This is a genomic window from Kocuria sp. HMSC066H03 (assembly GCF_001812045.1).
Taxonomy (GTDB): Bacteria; Actinomycetota; Actinomycetes; order Actinomycetales; family Micrococcaceae; genus Kocuria; species Kocuria rhizophila.
Genome location: NZ_KV807503.1, coordinates 271,559 through 289,954 on the forward strand (window position 1 = coordinate 271,559; position 18,396 = coordinate 289,954).

17 protein-coding genes and 1 tRNA gene are annotated in these 18,396 nt (G+C 72.1%); 15 read left to right on the forward strand and 3 right to left on the reverse strand.

Features of this window, described 5'->3' with window-relative positions; translation table 11 throughout:
* The first annotated feature begins 88 nt into the window (after nt 1–88).
* The 7 genes from HMPREF2833_RS01125 to HMPREF2833_RS01155 all read left to right on the forward strand — a co-directional run bounded on the left by HMPREF2833_RS01125 (nt 89) and on the right by HMPREF2833_RS01155 (nt 7,381).
* Entirely contained in the window at nt 89–1,147 is a 1,059-nt protein-coding gene (locus tag HMPREF2833_RS01125) for a FecCD family ABC transporter permease (protein ID WP_070636346.1), read from the forward strand.
* Nucleotides 1,148–1,293: 146 nt separating this feature from the next.
* Nucleotides 1,294–2,094, forward strand: coding sequence for an ABC transporter ATP-binding protein (locus HMPREF2833_RS01130; protein WP_070636348.1), 801 nt, complete (start codon nt 1,294–1,296; stop codon nt 2,092–2,094).
* A gap of 146 nt (nt 2,095–2,240) precedes the next feature.
* The gene (locus HMPREF2833_RS01135; RefSeq protein ID WP_246829054.1) at nt 2,241–3,266 is read left to right on the forward strand and encodes an ABC transporter substrate-binding protein; all 1,026 of its coding nucleotides are present in this window, start codon (nt 2,241–2,243) and stop codon (nt 3,264–3,266) included.
* Complete coding sequence (locus tag HMPREF2833_RS01140; protein WP_246829055.1) at nt 3,263–4,129, forward strand: Rossmann-like domain-containing protein; 867 nt, start codon at nt 3,263–3,265, stop codon at nt 4,127–4,129. Before HMPREF2833_RS01135 ends, HMPREF2833_RS01140 begins: the two co-directional genes overlap by 4 nt.
* Nucleotides 4,126–5,382, forward strand: coding sequence for an MFS transporter (locus HMPREF2833_RS01145; RefSeq protein WP_070636350.1), 1,257 nt, complete (start codon nt 4,126–4,128; stop codon nt 5,380–5,382). Before HMPREF2833_RS01140 ends, HMPREF2833_RS01145 begins: the two co-directional genes overlap by 4 nt.
* 257 nt (nt 5,383–5,639) lie before the next feature.
* Complete coding sequence (locus HMPREF2833_RS01150) at nt 5,640–6,302, forward strand: GHMP family kinase ATP-binding protein (RefSeq protein WP_256388760.1); 663 nt, start codon at nt 5,640–5,642, stop codon at nt 6,300–6,302.
* Nucleotides 6,299–7,381 (forward strand): pyridoxal-phosphate dependent enzyme, encoded by a 1,083-nt coding sequence (locus HMPREF2833_RS01155; RefSeq protein ID WP_070636352.1) that lies wholly within the window; start codon nt 6,299–6,301, stop codon nt 7,379–7,381. The genes HMPREF2833_RS01150 and HMPREF2833_RS01155 overlap by 4 nt, the downstream gene beginning before the upstream one ends.
* Here the strand turns inward: HMPREF2833_RS01155 and HMPREF2833_RS01160 are convergent.
* The gene (locus HMPREF2833_RS01160; RefSeq protein ID WP_039101417.1) at nt 7,374–7,997 is read right to left on the reverse strand and encodes a response regulator; all 624 of its coding nucleotides are present in this window, start codon (nt 7,995–7,997) and stop codon (nt 7,374–7,376) included. The genes HMPREF2833_RS01155 and HMPREF2833_RS01160 overlap by 8 nt on opposite strands.
* Nucleotides 7,994–9,376: a sensor histidine kinase gene (locus HMPREF2833_RS01165; RefSeq protein ID WP_070636354.1), complete on the reverse strand. Its 1,383-nt coding sequence runs from the start codon at nt 9,374–9,376 to the stop codon at nt 7,994–7,996. The genes HMPREF2833_RS01160 and HMPREF2833_RS01165 overlap by 4 nt, the downstream gene beginning before the upstream one ends.
* A gap of 212 nt (nt 9,377–9,588) precedes the next feature.
* Between HMPREF2833_RS01165 and HMPREF2833_RS01170 the strand changes: the two genes are divergently transcribed.
* The 6 genes from HMPREF2833_RS01170 (at nt 9,589) to HMPREF2833_RS01195 (ending at nt 15,143) form a co-directional block, all read left to right on the forward strand.
* Complete coding sequence (locus HMPREF2833_RS01170) at nt 9,589–10,704, forward strand: ABC transporter permease (RefSeq protein WP_047978655.1); 1,116 nt, start codon at nt 9,589–9,591, stop codon at nt 10,702–10,704.
* A gap of 2 nt (nt 10,705–10,706) precedes the next feature.
* Nucleotides 10,707–11,546 carry an ABC transporter ATP-binding protein gene (locus tag HMPREF2833_RS01175; RefSeq protein WP_019310861.1) on the forward strand — a complete coding sequence of 280 codons (840 nt, stop codon included), beginning with the start codon at nt 10,707–10,709 and terminating at the stop codon, nt 11,544–11,546.
* A gap of 111 nt (nt 11,547–11,657) precedes the next feature.
* A complete protein-coding gene (locus tag HMPREF2833_RS01180) occupies nt 11,658–12,524 on the forward strand; it encodes a phage holin family protein (RefSeq protein WP_029603507.1) in 867 nt (288 codons plus the stop codon).
* A 267-nt stretch (nt 12,525–12,791) separates the two neighbouring features.
* On the forward strand, nt 12,792–13,745 hold the full coding sequence (locus tag HMPREF2833_RS01185) for a DMT family transporter (RefSeq protein ID WP_019310863.1): 954 nt from the start codon (nt 12,792–12,794) through the stop codon (nt 13,743–13,745).
* A gap of 22 nt (nt 13,746–13,767) precedes the next feature.
* The gene (locus HMPREF2833_RS01190) at nt 13,768–14,922 is read left to right on the forward strand and encodes a glycosyltransferase (protein WP_019310864.1); all 1,155 of its coding nucleotides are present in this window, start codon (nt 13,768–13,770) and stop codon (nt 14,920–14,922) included.
* Between the two features lie 147 nt (nt 14,923–15,069).
* A tRNA-Ile gene (locus tag HMPREF2833_RS01195) sits at nt 15,070–15,143 on the forward strand.
* A 217-nt stretch (nt 15,144–15,360) separates the two neighbouring features.
* On the opposite strand, the gene HMPREF2833_RS01200 is transcribed toward HMPREF2833_RS01195, so the two are convergent.
* Complete coding sequence (locus HMPREF2833_RS01200) at nt 15,361–16,086, reverse strand: M23 family metallopeptidase (protein ID WP_246829056.1); 726 nt, start codon at nt 16,084–16,086, stop codon at nt 15,361–15,363.
* A 359-nt stretch (nt 16,087–16,445) separates the two neighbouring features.
* On the opposite strand from HMPREF2833_RS01200, the gene rpsB reads away from it, so the two are divergent.
* Nucleotides 16,446–17,315, forward strand: coding sequence for a 30S ribosomal protein S2 (gene rpsB, locus HMPREF2833_RS01205; RefSeq protein WP_019310866.1), 870 nt, complete (start codon nt 16,446–16,448; stop codon nt 17,313–17,315).
* Nucleotides 17,316–17,428: 113 nt separating this feature from the next.
* Nucleotides 17,429–18,259, forward strand: coding sequence for a translation elongation factor Ts (gene tsf / locus HMPREF2833_RS01210; RefSeq protein ID WP_019310867.1), 831 nt, complete (start codon nt 17,429–17,431; stop codon nt 18,257–18,259).
* Nucleotides 18,260–18,396: the final 137 nt, after the last annotated feature.

Consider the following 18,396-nt stretch of genomic DNA (forward strand, 5'->3'; position numbering starts at 1 on the left):
GCTCGCTCCCTGCACCACCCGCTGCTGGTCAGCGCGCCAAGGACAACATTTTGTGTCCTTATATGCGAATGATTATCATTACAGTCTAATGACTACGACACCCCGTCTCTCACCCCGGGCCCACGCGCTGCTGGTGCTCGCGCTGCTCGTCGCGCTGGGCGCCTCCGTGCCCGCCGCCGTCTCGGGGGGTGCCGCGGAGATTCCCGTCGCGGACACCGCCCGGTTCTTCTGGGCCGCACTGACCGGCGGAGCAATCCCTGCGGCGGACTTCACCGACTACACCGTGGTGCTGCAGATCCGCACCCCGCGGGTGTTGCTCGCGGCGGTGGTGGGAGCGGGGCTGAGCGCCCTGGGCATCGCGGCGCAGGCCATGGTGCGCAACCCCCTGGCGGACCCCTTCATCCTGGGGATCTCCTCCGGCGCGGCCGTGGGCGCGAGCGCCGTCGTCTCCTGGGGACTGTTCGCCGCGCTCGGGGGACTCGCGCTGAGTGCGGCCGCGTTCCTGGGCGCGCTGGCGGCGTCGGCACTCGTGTACCGGCTGTCCCGCACCCCGGGCGGGGTGGCGCCCGTGCGCCTGATCCTCACGGGCGTGGTGCTCTCGTTCGGCTTCCAGGCGCTGATGTCCGCCATCGTCTTCTTCGACGCCAAGGGCGACGCCGCCCGCACCGTCATGTTCTGGATGCTCGGCTCCCTGGGCGCGGCCACGTGGCAGCAGCTTCCCCTGCCGGTCGCGGCCACCGCGCTGTGCCTCGCGTGGCTCGCATGGCGCGCACAGGACCTGGACACCCTCTCCATGGGGGACGGCTCCGCCGCGAGCCTGGGCGTGGACCCGGATCGGATGCGCGTGCAGCTGTTCGCGCTCACGGTCCTGGGCACAGCCACGCTCGTCTCGGTCGCGGGGACCATCGGCTTCGTGGGACTGGTGGTCCCGCATGCCACCCGCATCGTGCTGGGTCCGGCCCACCGGCGCGCCGTGGTGGTGGCCCCGCTCGTGGGCGCGCTGTTCATGGTGTGGGTGGACCTGCTCAGCCGCGTGGCCGTGCCGCCCCGTGAACTGCCGCTCGGCGTGGTCACCGCGCTGATCGGCGTGCCGGTGTTCCTGGTGCTGATGCGCCGCGCCGGCTACGTCTTCGGGGGTTCCCGGTGAGGGCGCCCGCGCCGCGGCCCGCGGCAGCCCCGGGGGGAGCGCTCGCGCCGGGCACGACGCCGCCCGACCCGGCCCCCGCAGGCACGTCGCCTTCCGGCCACGTTGCCGGACGCACCGCGCCGTCCGGCCAGGCCACCGCCGCGTCCATGGACACCCCGCAGTGCGGGACCGGTCTGGAGCTGGCGGAGCTGAGGCTCGACGTCGCCGGGCGCACCGTGGTGCCGGGCCTCACCATGCGGGTGGCGCCGGGGGAGGTCGTGGGGCTGGTGGGTCCCAACGGCTGCGGGAAGTCCACCGTGCTCAAGGCCCTCTACCGTGCCCTGCGCCCGTGCGGCGGGGCCGTGCTGATCGACGGCGAGTCCCTGCACGGCATGCGCTTCCGGGACTCGGCCGCACGGGTCGCGGCGCTGCCCCAGGACGAGCGGAGCGAGCTGGACTTCCTGGTCGCGGAGGTCGTGCGCCTGGGTGCCGCGGCCAACCCGCGCCTGCGCGCGGAGGAGCTGAACGGCGTCGTGCGGGATGCCATGGCCCGCGCGGGGGTGGCGGACCTGGCCGACCGCAGCGTGCTGGGGCTCTCCGGGGGCGAGCGCCAGCGGGTGCTCATCGCCCGCGCCCTGGCCCAGCGCACCCCGTACCTTCTGCTGGACGAGCCCACCAACCACCTGGACCTGCGTCACCAGACGGACCTGCTGCGCACGCTGCGCGGCACCGCCGGGACCGGCCCCGCCGTGCTGCTGGCCTTGCACGACCTCAACCTCGCCGCCGCGCTGTGCGACCGGGTCGTGGTGCTCGCCGAGGGGCGCGTGGTAGCCGACGCCCCGCCCCACGAGGCCCTGGACCCGGACACCGTGGAGCGCGTCTACGGCGTGCGGCCCCTGCTGATCACCCGTCCCGACACCGGGACACCCCATCTGCTGTTCCCCATCGACCGAGAGGACCCCTCATGAGAACACCCCCTGGCTCCGGCCCCCACGGCGTCGAGCGTGCACACGGAGGCACCGGCGCGCCCAAGACCCGTCCCCCGCACCTGCCCGGTGGCGAAGCCGCCCCGCACGGAGGCGCAAGGTGCGCTGGGGACGGGCCGGGCGGCGTCGTGCCCCGCAGTGCACCCGGAGGCGGCCGGGCGCTGACCCGCCGCGGCGCGCCCCTGGCCGTGGGGCTCGTGGCGAGCCTGCTGCTCACCGGCTGCGGCGCGCAGGTCCAGAAGGACGCGGCGTCGGGCGCGGAGAAGACCATCGAGAACTGCGGTCGCAGCAGCACGTACCCCACCCCGCAGAAAGCCGTGGCGTACGACGTCTCGGCCATCGAGAAGATGTTTTCGCTCGGGCTCGCGGAGCAGATGCGGGGAATCGTGCTCCCGCAGACCGTGAGCAGCGTGGTCGAGAAGTCCCCCTACAAGGAGGACTACGGCAGGACCGAGACCATCTCCGACTCCGTGCTGGGCCAGGAGGCCGTGGTCAGCGCTCAGGCGGACTGGGTCTTCGCCGGCTGGCAGGCCGGGTTCAGCGAGGCCCGCGGGGTCACCCCGGACTCCCTGCAGGGCGTGGGGATCAACTCCTACATGCAGCACGAGACGTGCAAGGGCTACCAGGGGGACACCTCCGACCCCGACCCCCTGGACGCCACGGTCGAGGACCTGAAGGATCTGGGGACGATCTTCGGCGTCGAGGACCGTGCGCAGGAGCTCGTGGGACAGCTGCAGGAGAAGCGGCGCGCCCTGCAGGAGGCACCAAGGCCCGAGAACCCGGCCCGCGTGTTCGTCTACGACTCCGGAACCTCCGAGCCCTACACCGCGGGCCGGCGGACGGCCCTGAACGGGATGGTGGAACTGGCCGGGGCCACCTCGGTGACCAGGGACCTCGATGCCCGCTGGGACACCGTGGGGTGGGAGTCGGTGGTCACGAGCGAACCCCAGGCGATCGTAGTGGTCGACTACAACAAGCAGCCCGTGCAGGAGAAGCTCGACTACCTCCGGAACGAGTCCCCGGTGAAGGACTCGCCCGCCGTGAAGAACGGGAACATCTACGTCATGGACTACGGTGAGGCCGTCTCGAGCCCCCGCAACATGGACGGCGCCCAGAAGCTCGCCGACTACCTGCGGTCCAAGGGGCTGCGGTGAGCGGGGCGGGGCTGCGGGCACCAGAATCCACGGCCGATCTGCTGGCCCTCGCGTGCGAGCACCTGGACGCCCAGCACGACGACGGGCCGGTGGCACGCAGCGTGTTCACCGTGCAGCACGGCACGCGTCTCGCCTCGGACAGCGCGCTCTACCGCAACCAGTACGTGCTCGTGCGCGTGGCCGGGGCCTTCGGCGGGTGCGCGCTGGAGGCTCGTGAACTGGCGCCGGAGCTGACGGAGCTCTCCGGGATGCCCGTGCGTCAGCTTTTGGAGCACCCGTGCCTGCCGGTGCGCACGGCTGCCCTGGACGCGTGGCTCGCCGCGCGGCAGCCGCACCGCGACGACCCCCGCGCCCGGCCCGTGACCCTGCCTCGCGGCACCCCGGACACCAGGGCCAGTGCGCGGGACGCCACCGTGGCGCAGCTGCTGCCCGTGGCAGCCGGACAGAGGATCGCGCTGATCGGAGTGGTGAACCCGCTGGTCGCAGCCCTGCGCGCACGCGGTGCAGAGGTGCTGCCGTGCGATCTGGCGCTGCGACGGACCCAGTGGGGAGACCCGGTGAGCCCGGACATGGAAGAGGTCATGGACACCGCGGACGCCGTGCTCGCCACGGGGATGACGCTCGGCAACGGCACCTTCGACCGGATCCGGGCTCGGTGCCTTGAACGGAGGATTCCCCTGGGGATCTACGCGCAGTCGGCGCCCGCCGTGGCGCGCGAGTTCCTGGGCCGCGGGGTCCTCGCCCTGAGCGCGGAGCCCTTTCCGTTCTCCCAGTTCAGTGCCGACGAGACGCAGCTGTACGTGTACACAGCGACGGAGGAGCCCCACGGCCGCGCCGGGAGCGGAGAGGGTCTGGCACTGTGAGCACGCCGTCCACGCGCGCCCACCCCTCCGGCGGGGCCACACTCACCGATTCCCAGATCACCAGACGCATCCTGCCGCTGCTGGCCGCGTGCGCCCTGGGTCTCGTGCCGTTCACGGTGTACTCGAACTTCCTGGTGGACATCACCCGGGACAGCGGCCAGGACGCCGAACTCATGGGCTGGCTGCGCGGCACGGGCGGCGTGGCGGCACTGCTGGTGGGTCTGTGCTGCGCTCCGCTGCTGGACCGGCTCTCCCGCGGCGCGGCGGCGGCCGGGGCGCTCGCCGTCCTTGCGCTCGCCTGCCTGCTGGGTGTGCTCGGATCGGTGTGGTCCTGGGCCGGGTTCTGCCTACTGGTCGGTGCCGCCACCGCGGTCCTGAACCCGGCGGTCTCGGCCATGGCCGCAGACCGTTTCCAGGACCGGGCGGCCTCCGGCCGGGCCGCGACCCAGGTCTCGGCCACGATGACGCTCACCGCCGTGCTCGCCGCTCCGCTGCTCGCCGGCCCTGCGGCCCTGTGGGGGTGGCGGGGGGACCTCGTGGCCACCGCAGTTCTGGCCGCGGTCACGGCCGCGCTGCTGCTCCGCGGCACAGGGCGCGGGGAGCCGGCCGTCCCGCACTCCACGGCGGGCACGGGGTACGTGGCCGCCCTGCGCGCGGTCTGGACGCTGCCGGGGGTGCCGGCCATGCTGCTGGTCTCCACGCTGCGCACCACGGCCTTCATGGGGCAGCTCGCGTACCTGGCCGTGGTGTACTTCGACCGCTTCGGTGTGGGGCCGGGGATCTTCTCCCTGGTCTGGACGCTCTCGGGCCTCGCGTTCTTCCTGGGCAACTGGTTCGGGGGGCGCCTGCTGCGCTCACTGGAATCCACGAGCCGGGCCGCATGGACCGCGTGCGGGGCCGCACTCGTCGCGGCCGCGGCCGTCCTGCTGCTCTTCCGCACGGAGCACCTGGGGGTGGCCCTGGCGGCGACGACGCTGCTCGGCGCCTCCCACGCCGTGGTCGCCGCGGTGGTGACCACCCTGCTGGTGCGGGTGTCGCCGGGACACCGGGGAACCGTGCTGGGTCTGAACGGCGCCGGACAGAGCTTGGGCGTGTGCGTGGGGGCCACCGTTGCCGGAGCGGGGCTCGGCGTGGCCGGCTGGGAGGGTGCGGGGACCGCCCTCGCCCTCGTGACCGGGCTCGGAGCACTGGTCGCGGCACGCACGGGGTGGGCGCTGCGCGCTGCCCGGCCGTGCGACAGGAGCGGGTCGTGAGCGTCGGACCGGCTGCCTCGGAGGTTCCGTGGCGCGCCGGCCGCGGCCACTGCATGGCCCACCACGGGGAACTCGTGCAGGGAGTCTTCCCCTGCGGTTCCGGATCCCTCCCGGCACTGGTGACAGTTCCTGTTCCCGGGCTGCGCTCCCGTGCGGAGTTCCACCCCGGCAGCCGGGCGGGGGTGCGGGCCGGCAGGGGACACGAGAAGGCCCGGCGCGCGGCCCAGCTGACCCTCCGACTGTGCCGGGACCGCGGTATGGCCTGCCCACCGGGAGGGGAGGTGTCGATACACAGCGAGATTCCGTCGGGGTGCGGCATGGGGTCGTCCACCGCGGACGTCGTCGCGGCCATCCGGGCTGTGGAGCGCAGCTGCGGGCTGCGGCTGTCCCGGCGGGAGGTCAGCGAACTCGCCTGCCGGGCGGAGACGGCCTCGGACCCGCTGGCATACGGGTGCACGCCGGTGCTCTTCGCCCAGCGTCACGCACGTGTGCTCCGCCGCTGGTCCGGAACCTTCCCTCCTGTGATCCTCGTGGGGTGCCGGCTGCCCGGCGGGCCCGTGGACACCCTGGAGCTCGCGGCCCGGGACTATTCCGCGGGTGAGCGCCGGGAGTGCGCAGAGATGCTGCGCGACCTGGAGCGCGGCGTGAGTGAGCGCAACGCCGCGCTGCTGGGGCGTGCCGCAACGCGCTCGGCCCTGCTCAACCAGGCCCGGCTGCCCAAACCGGAGCTGCCCGAGCTGCTGCGGATCAGCCGGGAGACCGGGGGCGCGGGAGTCCAGATCGCCCACAGCGGCACGGTGTGCGCCGTCGTCCTCGACGCCACCCGGCCCCGCGCCGCCCACCGTGCGCGGGAGGCACGGGCGGCCCTCGACGCGATGGGCCTGCAACGAACGATCGACCACGTCTGGAACGGAGCATGAGCACACCACGAGCCGAGCAGCACCCTCTTCCGGAGATCATGGACCACGCCTCCCAGGCCGCGGGGGCTCCGGATTTCATCCGGCTGCGTCCTGGACTGTTTGCCCTGCGCTTCGAGGTGATGAAGGTGCTCTCCGCGCGCGGCGCCGTTCGTCGGCTGCTGCGGGAGGGACGGATCGCCCCCGGCGGGACCGTGGTGGACTCGTCCAGCGGAATCTACGCGCTGGCGCTCGCACTCGCGTGCCACGAGGCGGGGCTGCGCTGCGTCGTGGTGGGGTCCACGACCATCGACGAGACCCTGCGGCTGCAGCTGGGAATGCTGGGTGTGCGTCTCGAGCAGATGCCGCCCTCCAGGTCCTTGCGTGCGGACCAGGACCGTCGCGTGGCCCGGGTGCGCGAGCTGCTGGACGAGCACCCCGACTGGCACTGGATGCGGCAGTACCACGACGCCGTGCACTACCGCGGCTACCAGGACCTCGCCCGAGCTCTCGGTCTCAGGGTGCAGCGGGAGGGCTGTGACGCCGTGGAACTGGTGGCCCCCGTGGGTTCGGGAGCCTCCAGCGGGGCGCTGGCCCTGGGCCTCGCGGCCTCCGGGCTGGACGTGCACCTCACGGGCGTCCAGCCGTTCGGTTCGGTGACCTTCGGGTCACAGGACACGGAGGACCCGGACATGCTGATCGCCGGGATCGGCAGCTCGATCGAGTTCCGCAACGTCCGGCACGGGCTCTACCGCGAGATCCACTGGGTCAGTGCCGAGGTGGCCCGCGCTGGGGCCGTGTCCCTCTGCCGGGACCACGCCCTCTTCGCGGGTCTCAGCTCGGGCGCGGCGTACGCCGTGGCGGGTGAGGTCCTGCGCGGGACGCCCACGGGGCCGCGGCCGGTGGACCGGTGCGTCCTGATGCTCTGCCCGGACACCGGCCACCGGTACGTCCAGCAGGTCTTCACCGGTTTCGAGGAGGTCCCACCGGTGGGGGAGTACGCCCCGCACCGGCTGCGACGGGGAGAGACTCCCCGGCTTCCGTGGTCCTGCACCCGGTGGGGCGGAGCGGTCCCCGGGACGGCGGGCCGCGGCCTCAGATGACGTGCTCCTCCCGGGCACGGCTCACGGCGGCGGTGCGGTTGTCCACGCCGAGCTTGTCGTAGATGTGCACCAGGTGGGTCTTCACGGTGGCCTCGGAGATGAACAGAGACTTCGCGAGTGCCCGGTTCGAGGCGCCCGTGGCCAGGCCTCGCAGGATCTCGACCTCCCGCGGGCTCAAGGAGGTCCCCGGGGTGCGGACCTGGTTCATGAGCCGCGCCGTGACCGAGGGCGAGAGCACGGGGCGGCCCGCGGCGGCGTCGTGCACGGCCTGCCCAATGCTCTCCGGCTGCGCGTCCTTGAGCAGGTAGCCGGTGGCACCGGCCTCCAGCGCGGCGACCACGTCCGCCTGGGTGTCGTACGTGGTGAGGATCAGCACGGGTGGTCCGCCCGCGGCGACGATCCGCCGGGTGGCCTCCAGCCCGCCCATCCCGGCGCCCATCTGCAGGTCCATGACCACCACGTCCACGCCGTGCCCGGGTGCCTCCAGCCGTTCCAGGGCGGCGCGCCCGTCCTGCGCCTCCGCGCACACGGTGATGTCCCCGAGGGACTCCAGCACCGCCCTCAGCCCGGCGCGCACCACGGGGTGGTCGTCCACGAGCAGCACTCTGGTGGTCATGCGGTGGCCCTGCCTCCGGGTCGGTGGTGGTCTGCTTCGGTGGACGACGCCGCAGGGTCGCCCTCGCCGGGGTGCGGCACGAGGACCGGGGGAGCGGCGTCGTCGTCGGTCCCCGGGATGGCGGATGCCCCCGCCCGGGACGTCTCCCGTGCGAGCGGCAGCCGCACGTTCACGGCGGTGCCGCTGCCCGGCTCGGACTCCACGGTGAGCTCGGCACCCAGCTCGGCCGCGCGGCGTCGCAGGTGGGAGAGGCCGAACGAGTCCTCCTCGTGCGCGCGGGACACCGAGCGGGGATCGAAGCCCACGCCGTCGTCCACCACGTCCAGGGCCACGGCGTCGTCCCAGCCCTCCAGCGTGACCACCACACGGGTGGCCCGGGCGTGGGAGAGGACGTTCGCGAGCGTGGACTGCGTGGCCCGGATGAACAGCGTGCGCTGCCGGTCCGTGAGATCGGGTGGCGTCCCCTGCACGCGGAACTCGCACGTGAGCCCGGTGCCTGCGGCACGGGAGCCCTCCTCCGTGCGGCGGCAGACCTCGGCGAGCGCGCTCGGGAGGGACTCGTCCAGGGCGGGGGAGGCGAGGTCGCGGACGAACCGCCGGGCCTCGGCCAGGTTCGCGGCGGCGGTGTCCTCGATCGTGGCCAGCCGCGCGGCGGTCACCTCTCGATCGTCCAGGGACAGGGCCTGCTGGGCCGCGCGGGAGACGAGCACGATCGAGGTGAGGCCCTGGGCGAGGGTGTCGTGGATCTCCCGGGAGAGCCGTTCCCTCTCGGTCATGGTGCCCGCGGTGCGCTCTCGGCGCGCGAGCTCGGCGCGTGTGGACTCCAGCTGGCGGATCACGCTCACGTGGCGCCGGGCGTCCCGGTACAGGGCGCGGTAGCCGTAGCTGACCAGAACCGCCACGACCGCCCCGATGCTCGGTCCCACGGCCATGGGCGCCGTGAAGGTTCCCGAGGGCAGGTGGATCAGCTGGGAGAGCACCACCACGCCGGTGAGTACCACGATGCTGACCAGGGCCACTGCAGGAGGCAGCAGCACGGGGTAGAGGAAGAAGAGGGGGAAGACCACCCACGCGAAGTCCCGGCCCAGCAGCGCCAGGGCGATCCACAGGACGGTCACGGAGCCCAGCCACACGGGGGTCCAGCGCAGCCGCGCCGGGTTCGCGCGACCGCCGGCCACCCGGTTCTCCACCGTGGTGCCGAGCACGTAGGTCGTGGCGAGCAGGGCGGAGAGCACGAGCACCACCGCCGTGGTCGCACCGTCTCCGGAAGGCTGCATGAGTGTGCGCAGCACCGCCAGACCGAGCAGTGCGGCGAAGCTCAGGTGCAGGGTGACCCGCATGACCCGCAGCAGGGCCGGGGTGGACAACTCCTGACGCACGATCTGCCTTCCTGGACGGCGGCCGGGGAACGGGGGCAGGAGTGGCCGACTCCGTGGTCATGGTACGCAGGTGGCTCGACAGGGCATCAACCGATCGGTTGATTCCCGGATCAACCGTCTGCGCGGCCCGGTTCAACCGCGCTGGCGATTCGCGGCGGCCCGCGGCGCACGAGACTGGGAACAGTCCAGAAAACTACGTCACGGGAGTTCCCATGTTCTTGTCCCTGAGGGACATCACGTTCGCCAAGGGCCGGTTCGCGCTGCTGGCCACGGTCGTGGCTCTCATCACCCTGCTGCTGGTCCTGCTCACGGGCCTCACCAACGGTCTGGGTCATCAGAACACCTCCGCCCTCGAGCGTCTCGAAGCCCAGCGCATCGTCCTGCAGGCGCCCCCGGGTGACTCGGACACGCCGTCCTTCACCACGTCGCAGATCGATGAGAAGCAGCTCACCACCTGGGAGGACGCCGTGGGAGCTGACCAGGTCGAACGACTGGGCATCACGCAGACGAGCGCGAGCCGCGGGGCGCAGTCCCAGGGCGACTCCACCCGCACGGACACCACCGCCGTGGCCGGCATCGCCCTGGAACCGGGGACCTCCCTGGCACCCGGCCTGACCGCGACCTCCGGGGCCACCCACCCGGGCAAGGGGGAAGTGGTGCTCAGCGAGACCCTGGCCGAGGACCTCAAGGTCTCGGTGGGGGACACCGTGTCCATGGGCGGCACCAGTCTCAAGGCCACCGGGATCACGGAGGACGAGTACTACAGCCACGTTCCCGTGGCGTGGATGAGCACGGAGGACTACCCGGCCGTGGCCCACACCTCCCCGGAGGAGCAGGCCACCGCTCTGGCACTGACCACCGCCGACTACCCCCAGGACGTGCCGGGCGACTCCGACACCGTGGCCCTGGACACCAAGGGCTCGCTCGCCGCGCTGCCCGCCTACCAGTCCGAGCGCGGATCGCTCCTCATGATGCAGGCCTTCCTCTACGGCATCAGCGCAATGGTCGTGATCTCCTTCCTGACCGTGTGGACCATCCAGCGCACCCGCGACATCGCCGTGCTGCGCGCGCTCGGCGCCGGGCGCAAGTACGTGGTGGTGGACTCGCTCGTGCAGGCCGCCGTGGTGCTGACCGTTGGCGTCCTGGTGGGCGGCGCCCTGGGCCTGCTGGGCGGAATGCTCGCGGGCTCCGCGGTGCCCTTCGAGCTGAGCGTCGCCAGCGTGGCCGTGCCCGTGGTCGGGGTGCTGGTCCTCGGCCTGCTCGGTTCGCTGCTGGCCGTGCGCCGCGTCTCCACCGTCGACCCGATGATTGCCCTGGGAGGTAACTGATCATGCATGCTGCTGAGTCCGAACCGCGCCACCGCGCCGAGCACCACGAGCACCACCGGGGCCGAGCCCACGACCCCCGCCACGAGCACGACGCCGCCCGCCACCCGCAGGGCGACGCGCACCAGGGCGAGTCGGCCGGCGACGCCGCTCCCGCGCTGAGCGTCCGCGAGGTCACCCTCGAGTACCCGGACGGCACGGCCAACGACGGCACCCCGCGCACCGTGCGCGCCCTGGACCGCGTGAGCCTTGAGCTGCAGCGTGGGGAGATGACCGCCCTGATCGGTCCGTCCGGATCGGGCAAGTCCTCCCTGCTGGCCGTGGCCGCCGCCCTGATCAAGCCCACGTCCGGGACCGTGATGGTCGCGGGGGAGTCCCTCACCGAGCTGCCGGAGAAGGAGCTCGCCCGGATCCGCCGTGGCCACACGGGCATGGTGTTCCAGCAGCCCAATCTGCTCGCGGCCCTGACCTCACGCGAGCAGCTCGTGCTCTCGGCGCACGTGGCGGGCGCCCGGGGCAAGGAGCTCAAGGCGGCTCGCACCCGCGCGGACGAGCTGCTCGAGCAGGTGGGCCTGGTGGACTGCGGCGACCGCCGTCCCCACCAGCTCTCGGGTGGACAGCGTCAGCGGGTGAACATCGCCCGCGCGCTGATGAACGACCCCCAGCTGCTGCTCGTGGACGAGCCCACCGCGGCCCTGGACCAGGAGCGCTCGCGGGCCATCATGGAGCTGCTCGCGAACCTCACCCACCAGTTCCGTCTGGCCTCCCTGGTGGTCACGCACGACACCGAGTTCGTGCCGCTCGCGGACCGCTGCGTGACCATGGAGGACGGCCGTCTGCAGTGACCACCACGCCACCGGCGGCGCGCGCGGACATGGCCTGTCCGCGCGCTCGCCAGTGGTATTTTGGGAGCGGACTGACCTTTTGAACACCACCACGTACTCATCGGAGGCGGCATGAGCCATGCAGTGGGCCCCAACAGCGGCCACTCACCCAGGGCAGGAACTCGCACCACCAAGAAGCCGGGCGCGGCGTCCATCGTGGACGTCGTCAAGGTCTTCCTCAGGCTGCTGCCCAAGCAGCTCAAGGACGAAGCACAGCTGGCCGTCCTCGAGCTCAAGGCCAAGGGCATCAAGCTGGGCATCGGCGCCGCGTTCGCAGTGGTGGGTCTCATCTTCCTGGGCCTCGCCGTGATCGCCCTGGTGGGAGCGGCCATCGCCGGGCTCTCGCACGTGATGCCCGCGTGGCTGGCGGCGCTGCTGCTCGCCGTGGTGTTCCTGGTGGTGCTTGCGATCCTCGCCCTGATCGGCGTGTCCAAGATCAAGGGCGCTCTGCCGCTCATGCCGGAGAAGGCCGTCTTCGGCCTGCGCTACGACCTCGGCGTGGTCAAGGAGGGCTCCGCCTACAACGAGGGCCGCGTGCAGCGCGACATCAACGAGGCCGAGCAGAAGAAGCAGCGCGAGAAGGAGGAGGCCGCGAACGATCCCAACAGGGTCAAGCCGGTCAAGCCCACCGAGGAGCAGCTGCGCAACCGCCTCAAGCTGCGCCGCGAGCACCTCAAGAGCCTGCGCGACGACACCCAGAACCGCGTGGACTCCGTGCAGTCCGCCACCCAGGGCTTCGTCCACCGCACCTCGCGGACGTTCTCCTCCACCCAGGAGTCGGTCAAGTCCACGTTCGCCTCCAAGGGCGGTTCCCAGGGCGTGCGCCCGGAGGGATCCACCTCCGCCTCGGACCTGCTGAGCGAGCGCTGGCAGCCCCTGGCCGTGGCCGCCGCCGCGGGCACCGCGTTCCTCGTGTTCCTGCGCAAGCTGCTGAAGTAGTCGCACCTCTCGCGGTTCCTCGGAACCCATGAGTCCACAGAAGGCCGGGCCCTCGGGGCCCGGCCTTCTGCGTGTCCGGAGGCTCGACACCCCGGGTCCGGGACAGCGCACGTCCGGGACTGTGGCGGGCCCGCATCGTGGGGGGACGTCGTACGGGTGGCGCGTGCGGCGTCTGACCGGGTGCCCGTGCGGCGTCGGCGTGTGCCCGGAGCGTGTGGCTGGCTGAGAACCCTACGATGGGACCGTGACGTCCCAGCGAGGCTTGCGATGAACCAGTGGGTGGCGGTCGCGCTCGCGCTGGCCTCGGCGGTGTGCCTGGCGGTCGGCACGCAGACACAGTCCCGGGCCGTCACGGGCCACACCTCCGGAGCTCTGAACCCCCGGGCGCTGCTGACGCTGCTGCGCAACCGGCGGTGGCTCGCGGGGACCGGGCTGCTCGTGCTGGGGATGCTCCTCAACGTCTCGGCCCTCGCCCTGGCCACCGTGACCGTGGTGCAGCCGCTCGGCGTCGTGGCCCTGGTGATCACCACGCTGCTGCACGCGCGCCACGAGGGGCTGACGCTCAACCGCCGCACGTGGCTGGCCGTGGCCCTGTGCACCGCGGGTGGTGCGGGCTTCGTGGTGTGCGCCGTGGCGGGAACCGATCCCGCGCACCGGCCCGGTCCGGAGGCGGAGCGGCTGGTGGTGCTCATGCTGGTGGGTCTCGTGGTGCTCATGGGCATCGCGGAGATCTTCGTGCGCCGGCACCGGATCAGCATCTTCTACGTGCTCTGCGCGGGAGTGCTCTACGGCTTCGTGGCGGTGCTCGTGCGCCTGGTGGTCACGGCAGTGGGGGACGGCGGGATCGCGGCCGTGAACTGGCTCAGCGTGCTCATGGTCGTGGTGGCGGCCGCGCTCGGGGGCTGGATGGTGCAGTGCGCGTACTCGTGCGGGCCTCCGGACCTGGTCATCGCGGGGCTCACCGTGGTGGACCCCATGGTGGGCGTGGCGCTGGGGCTGGCAGTGCTGGGAGAGGCCGGGCCCACCTTCACAGGTGTGCTGGGGGCGGGCATGGGCGTGGCAGGTCTGATTGCTATAGTCGGCGTGGTCCTGCTCTCCCGGTACCACCCGGAGGTCGTCACGCGCCGAGCCGCTGCTCGCAACGGCACCCGGGGCCAGGGGAGCGGCACCAGTCCCCGGGCCGCCTCGGCCGAGCGCCGGACCGGCCACGCCGACCAGTGACCTACGTACGGAACCCAACGCCTTGAAGATTCTGATCACCGCAGAGACCTACCCGCCCGACGTCAACGGGGCGGCGCAGTTCGGTCGCAGGCTGGCCCACGGGCTGCTCGAACGCGGTCACGAGGTCCACGTGGCCGCTCCCATGCCCACCCGCGGCGCCTCACGGACCATGGAGGACCACGGCATCACGGAGCACCGGTTCCGCTCCCACCACGCCGCCACCCATCCGTACTTCCGGCTGTGCCTGCCGTGGGAGATCAAGCGGGAGGTGGCCCGGCTGCTCGACGAGCTGAAACCCGACGTGGTCCACGCCCAGTGCCACTACATCCTGGGCCGGCTGATGATTCGCGAGGCGGCGCGCCGGGGCATCCGGGTGGTCGGCACCAACCACTTCATCCCGGAGAACATCGAGCCCTTCCTGCCGTTCCCGGAGTGGTTCATCCGGGGCTACCGCAAGGTCTCCTGGTGGGACATCGCCAGGGTGTTCCGCCACTGCGACGTGATCACCGCCCCCACGCCGCTCGCGGTGCGCACCATGGTGGAGAACGGGGTGCCGGACCGTGCGGTCGCGGTGTCCAACGGCATCGAGGCCGGGCACTACGAGGCCGCGGCGGGCGAGGAGATCCGACACCCGGACCACCTGGTGGTGCTGTTCTGCGGTCGGCTGGCGGTGGAGAAGAACGTCAACGAGCTCATCGACGCCCTGGCCCTGATCCCCCGGGAGAAGAACATCCACGCGGAGATCGTGGGGGAGGGGGAGCAGCGGGACCGCCTCGTGGCACTCGCCCACGAGCGGGGAGTGGCGGACCGCGTCCACTTCCTGGGGTTCCTGACCGATGAGGAGCTGCGGCTCGCGTACCTGCGGGCGGACGTGTTCTGCCAGCCCGGCACCGCAGAGCTGCAGTCCCTGGTGACCCTCGAGGCCATGAGCGCGTCCACCCCGGTGGTGCTCGCCAACGCCCGAGCGCTGCCGCACCTCGCGGACGAGGGGCGCAACGGCTACCTGTTCACGCCGGGGGACCCCGCAGACCTCGCGGCCAAGCTGCAGCTCGTGCTGGACGCCTCCCCCGAGCAGCGTCGCGCCATGGGCGCCCACAGCCACGAGATGGTGGCCCAGCACTCCTTCGCGCGCACGCTGGACACCTTCGAGCGGATCTACGCCGGCGCCAGCCGCTGAGGACACGGGGCGGCGGGGAAGGCCCACCCCCGTTTGATCAACTCCCCTGCACGGGAAACCAGCATCATGCGTGGGTCCCGCATGCACCTGTTCCGCCCACCGCGTGCGGTACCGTGGAGCCGCACTCGGTCACCGGGCGCAGATCCTGGGGCGGTAGCTCAGCTGGTCAGAGCAGAGGACTCATAATCCTTGGGTCGTGGGTTCAAGCCCCACCCGCCCTACACCACCGGCCCCGCGCGAGCGGCACCGGACGGAGGCCCTCGACGACGGTCGGGGGCCTTCCGCGTGTCCGGAACCCGGGGGCTGGGCCGCCGGTCTCCGACCGGGCAGCGGCCGCCGCGCACCGCAGACCGGGCACGGGGCCCGGAACGTGGGGTACCTCCCCTCGCCCACCGGGCGCCGGCCAGCAGTCCCCGGGCGCCTGACACCTAGCAGCAGTCAGGACGCACCGGGCGCGCTGCGCTCGGCATCCGGCACGGGCAGCAGCACGGAGGGGCGCAGGTCCACCACGAACTGCAGCGGGTTCACGTACTCCCCGTGCTCCCGGACACCCCAGTGGACACTTCCGCCCCGCGGCCCGTGACCCGGCGCCGCCACGCGGGCCACCACCTGCCCCCGTTCCACACGCTCACCACGGCGTACCGTGGCGCTGACCGGCTCCACCGAGGACATCCGCCCGTCTCCGTGGTCGATCGTGAGCACCTCGCGGTCCACCACCACGCCCGAGAAGCTCACGACTCCCGCGGCGGGGGACCGGAGGGGGGTTCCCGGCGGGGCGGAGAGGTCCACACCGCGGTGACCCGGCAGCCACTTCTGGGCCGGTGCCTCGAACGCGCGCTCGACGCCTGGACGGGGAGACACCGGCCACGCCCAGCCGGCTCCGGCCGCGCCCGCGGGGTGGGCGCCCAGCACTAACAGGGCCGTCATGAGAGCCGCGAGGCCTAGGGCCAGCCACCGTGGCGCGGGACGCTCCGTGCCGGTGGCCGCGGGCCGCCCGGTGAGCCTGGGATGCACGTCCCCGCCCGGACAGGCCACCGGCCCCGCGGCGGGGCCCGGCGGTCCGCCGATCGCTGGGGACAGGGCAACCGGCCCGGCGGTGAGCGCCAAAGCGAGAGCGGAGGTGGGAACGGTCGGAGCGGTCTCGGAGCTGCGTGGGTGAGCCATGGGACCAGGGTGACGCGGCGGCGTCGTGCTGCCGGGGGAGGGGCGCGCGATGTGGAGAGGAGGTGCCGCGCGATGCGCTAGACTGGCCAGTGCAGTTGCCCTGCCATCAGTTGCGCATGCCCGTTCGCGGGTGGGTGCGGCGGCGGGTGACTGACTTCGCGCGCGAAGGAACCCGGAACGGATCCGTTCCCTCCGGGTGCGTGCCCCTCGGTCCGGATCCGCCTGTGGAACCGGTACGGGGCACGTCGGACCCGCTCCACGAGCACGGTCCGCGCATCGCGCCAGGGACCGGCACGTCCGGTCGACAACCGTCAACCCACGGTGGCCCCCGGGCCGCCGGATACTCATGAGGAGACGACATGCCTGTCGTTACCATGCGCCAGATGCTCGACAACGGCGTCCACTTCGGTCACCAGACCCGTCGCTGGAACCCCAAGATGAAGCGCTTCATCTTCACCGAGCGCAACGGCATCTACATCATCGACCTGCAGCAGTCGCTGGGCTTCATCGACAAGGCCTACGAGGCTGTCAAGGCCACGGTCGCCCACGGCGGCACCATCCTGTTCGTCGGCACCAAGAAGCAGGCCCAGGAGGCCATTGCCGAGCAGGCCACCCGCGTGGGCATGCCCTACGTGAACCACCGCTGGCTCGGTGGCATGCTCACCAACTTCCAGACGGTCTCCAAGCGCATCGACCGCATGAAGGAACTGGAAGAGGTCGACTTCGACGACGTCGCCGGCTCGCAGTACACCAAGAAGGAACTGCTGCTGCTGCGCCGCGAGAAGGAGAAGCTGGAGCGCACCCTCGGTGGCATCCGCAACCTCACCAAGACCCCGTCCCTGATCTGGATCGTGGACACCAAGAAGGAGCACCTCGCGGTCGACGAGGCCCAGAAGCTCGGTGTGCCGATCGTCGCGATCCTCGACACCAACTGCGATCCGGACGAGGTCGCGTTCCCCATCCCGGGCAACGACGACTCCATCCGCTCCGTCTCCCTGCTGACCCGCGTGGTCGCGGACGCCGTGGCCGAGGGCCTCATGGAGCGCCACAACGGCAAGTCCAACGCCGCCGAGGAGCCCATGGCCGAGTGGGAGCGCGAGCTGCTCGAGCAGCACGAGGGGCAGAAGTCCGAGCAGGCCGCCCCGGCCGCTGAGGCTCCCGCCGCCGAGCAGGCCGCCCCGGCCGCTCCCGCCGAGACCGAGCAGAAGGACGCCCCCGCCGCCGAGTGAGGCCGCGGAAGGTGTTCACCCTCCATTCTCCCCGGTGACCCACGATGGTGACCGGACCCGCCCGGGCGTCCACGGACGCCCGGGCGGACACAACCGACAACAGAGGAGTTCACATGGCGAACTACACCGCTGCTGACATCAAGGCCCTGCGCGAGCGCACGGGCGCCGGCATGCTGGACGTCAAGAAGGCGCTGGACGAGGCCGACGGCGACGCCCAGAAGGCCCAGGAGATCATCCGCGTCAAGGGTCTCAAGGGTGTGACCAAGCGCGAGGGCCGCTCCACCGCCGAGGGCATCGTGGTGGCTCGCACGGAGAACAACGTGGGCTACATGGTCGAGGTCAACTCCGAGACCGACTTCGTGGCCAAGTCCGCGCCGTTCGTGGAGTTCGGCAACAAGGTGCTCGACGCCGCCGTGGCCGCCGACGCCGCGGACCTGGACTCGCTGCTCGCGGCCGAGGTGGACGGCACGCCCGTCTCCGAGCTCGTGACCGAGACCGGTGCGCTGCTGGGTGAGAAGGTCGTCGTGCGTCGCGTGGCCCGTGTGGCCGGTGACCACGTGGCCGTGTACCTGCACAAGACCTCCAAGGACCTCCCCGCCCAGGTGGGTGTCCTGCTGGCCGTGTCCGGCTCCGAGGCGGAGACCGCCGCCCACGACGTCGCCGTGCACATCGCCGCGATGTCCCCGGCGTTCCTCTCCGAGGAGGACGTTCCCGCCGAGACGGTGGAGAACGAGAAGCGCGTGGCCGAGGAGACCGCCCGCAACGAGGGCAAGCCGGACAAGATCATCCCTAACATCGTCCAGGGCCGCCTCAAGGGCTACTACAAGGACGTCGTGCTGGTGGACCAGGACTTCGCCAAGGACTCCAAGAAGACCGTGGGCCAGGTGCTGTCCGAGGCCGGCGCCACCGCCACCGCGTTCGCGCGGTTCCGCGTGGGAGCCTGAGCCACGACCCCACCGGGCCCGGCGCTGCACGCACGTGACGCGCTGACGGCCCGCAGCGGCGTCGTCCGCGGGAGACCGCGGCGCCACCGCACCCCGTGACGGCGGGGCACCACCCGGGGGACCGGGGGTGCCCCGCC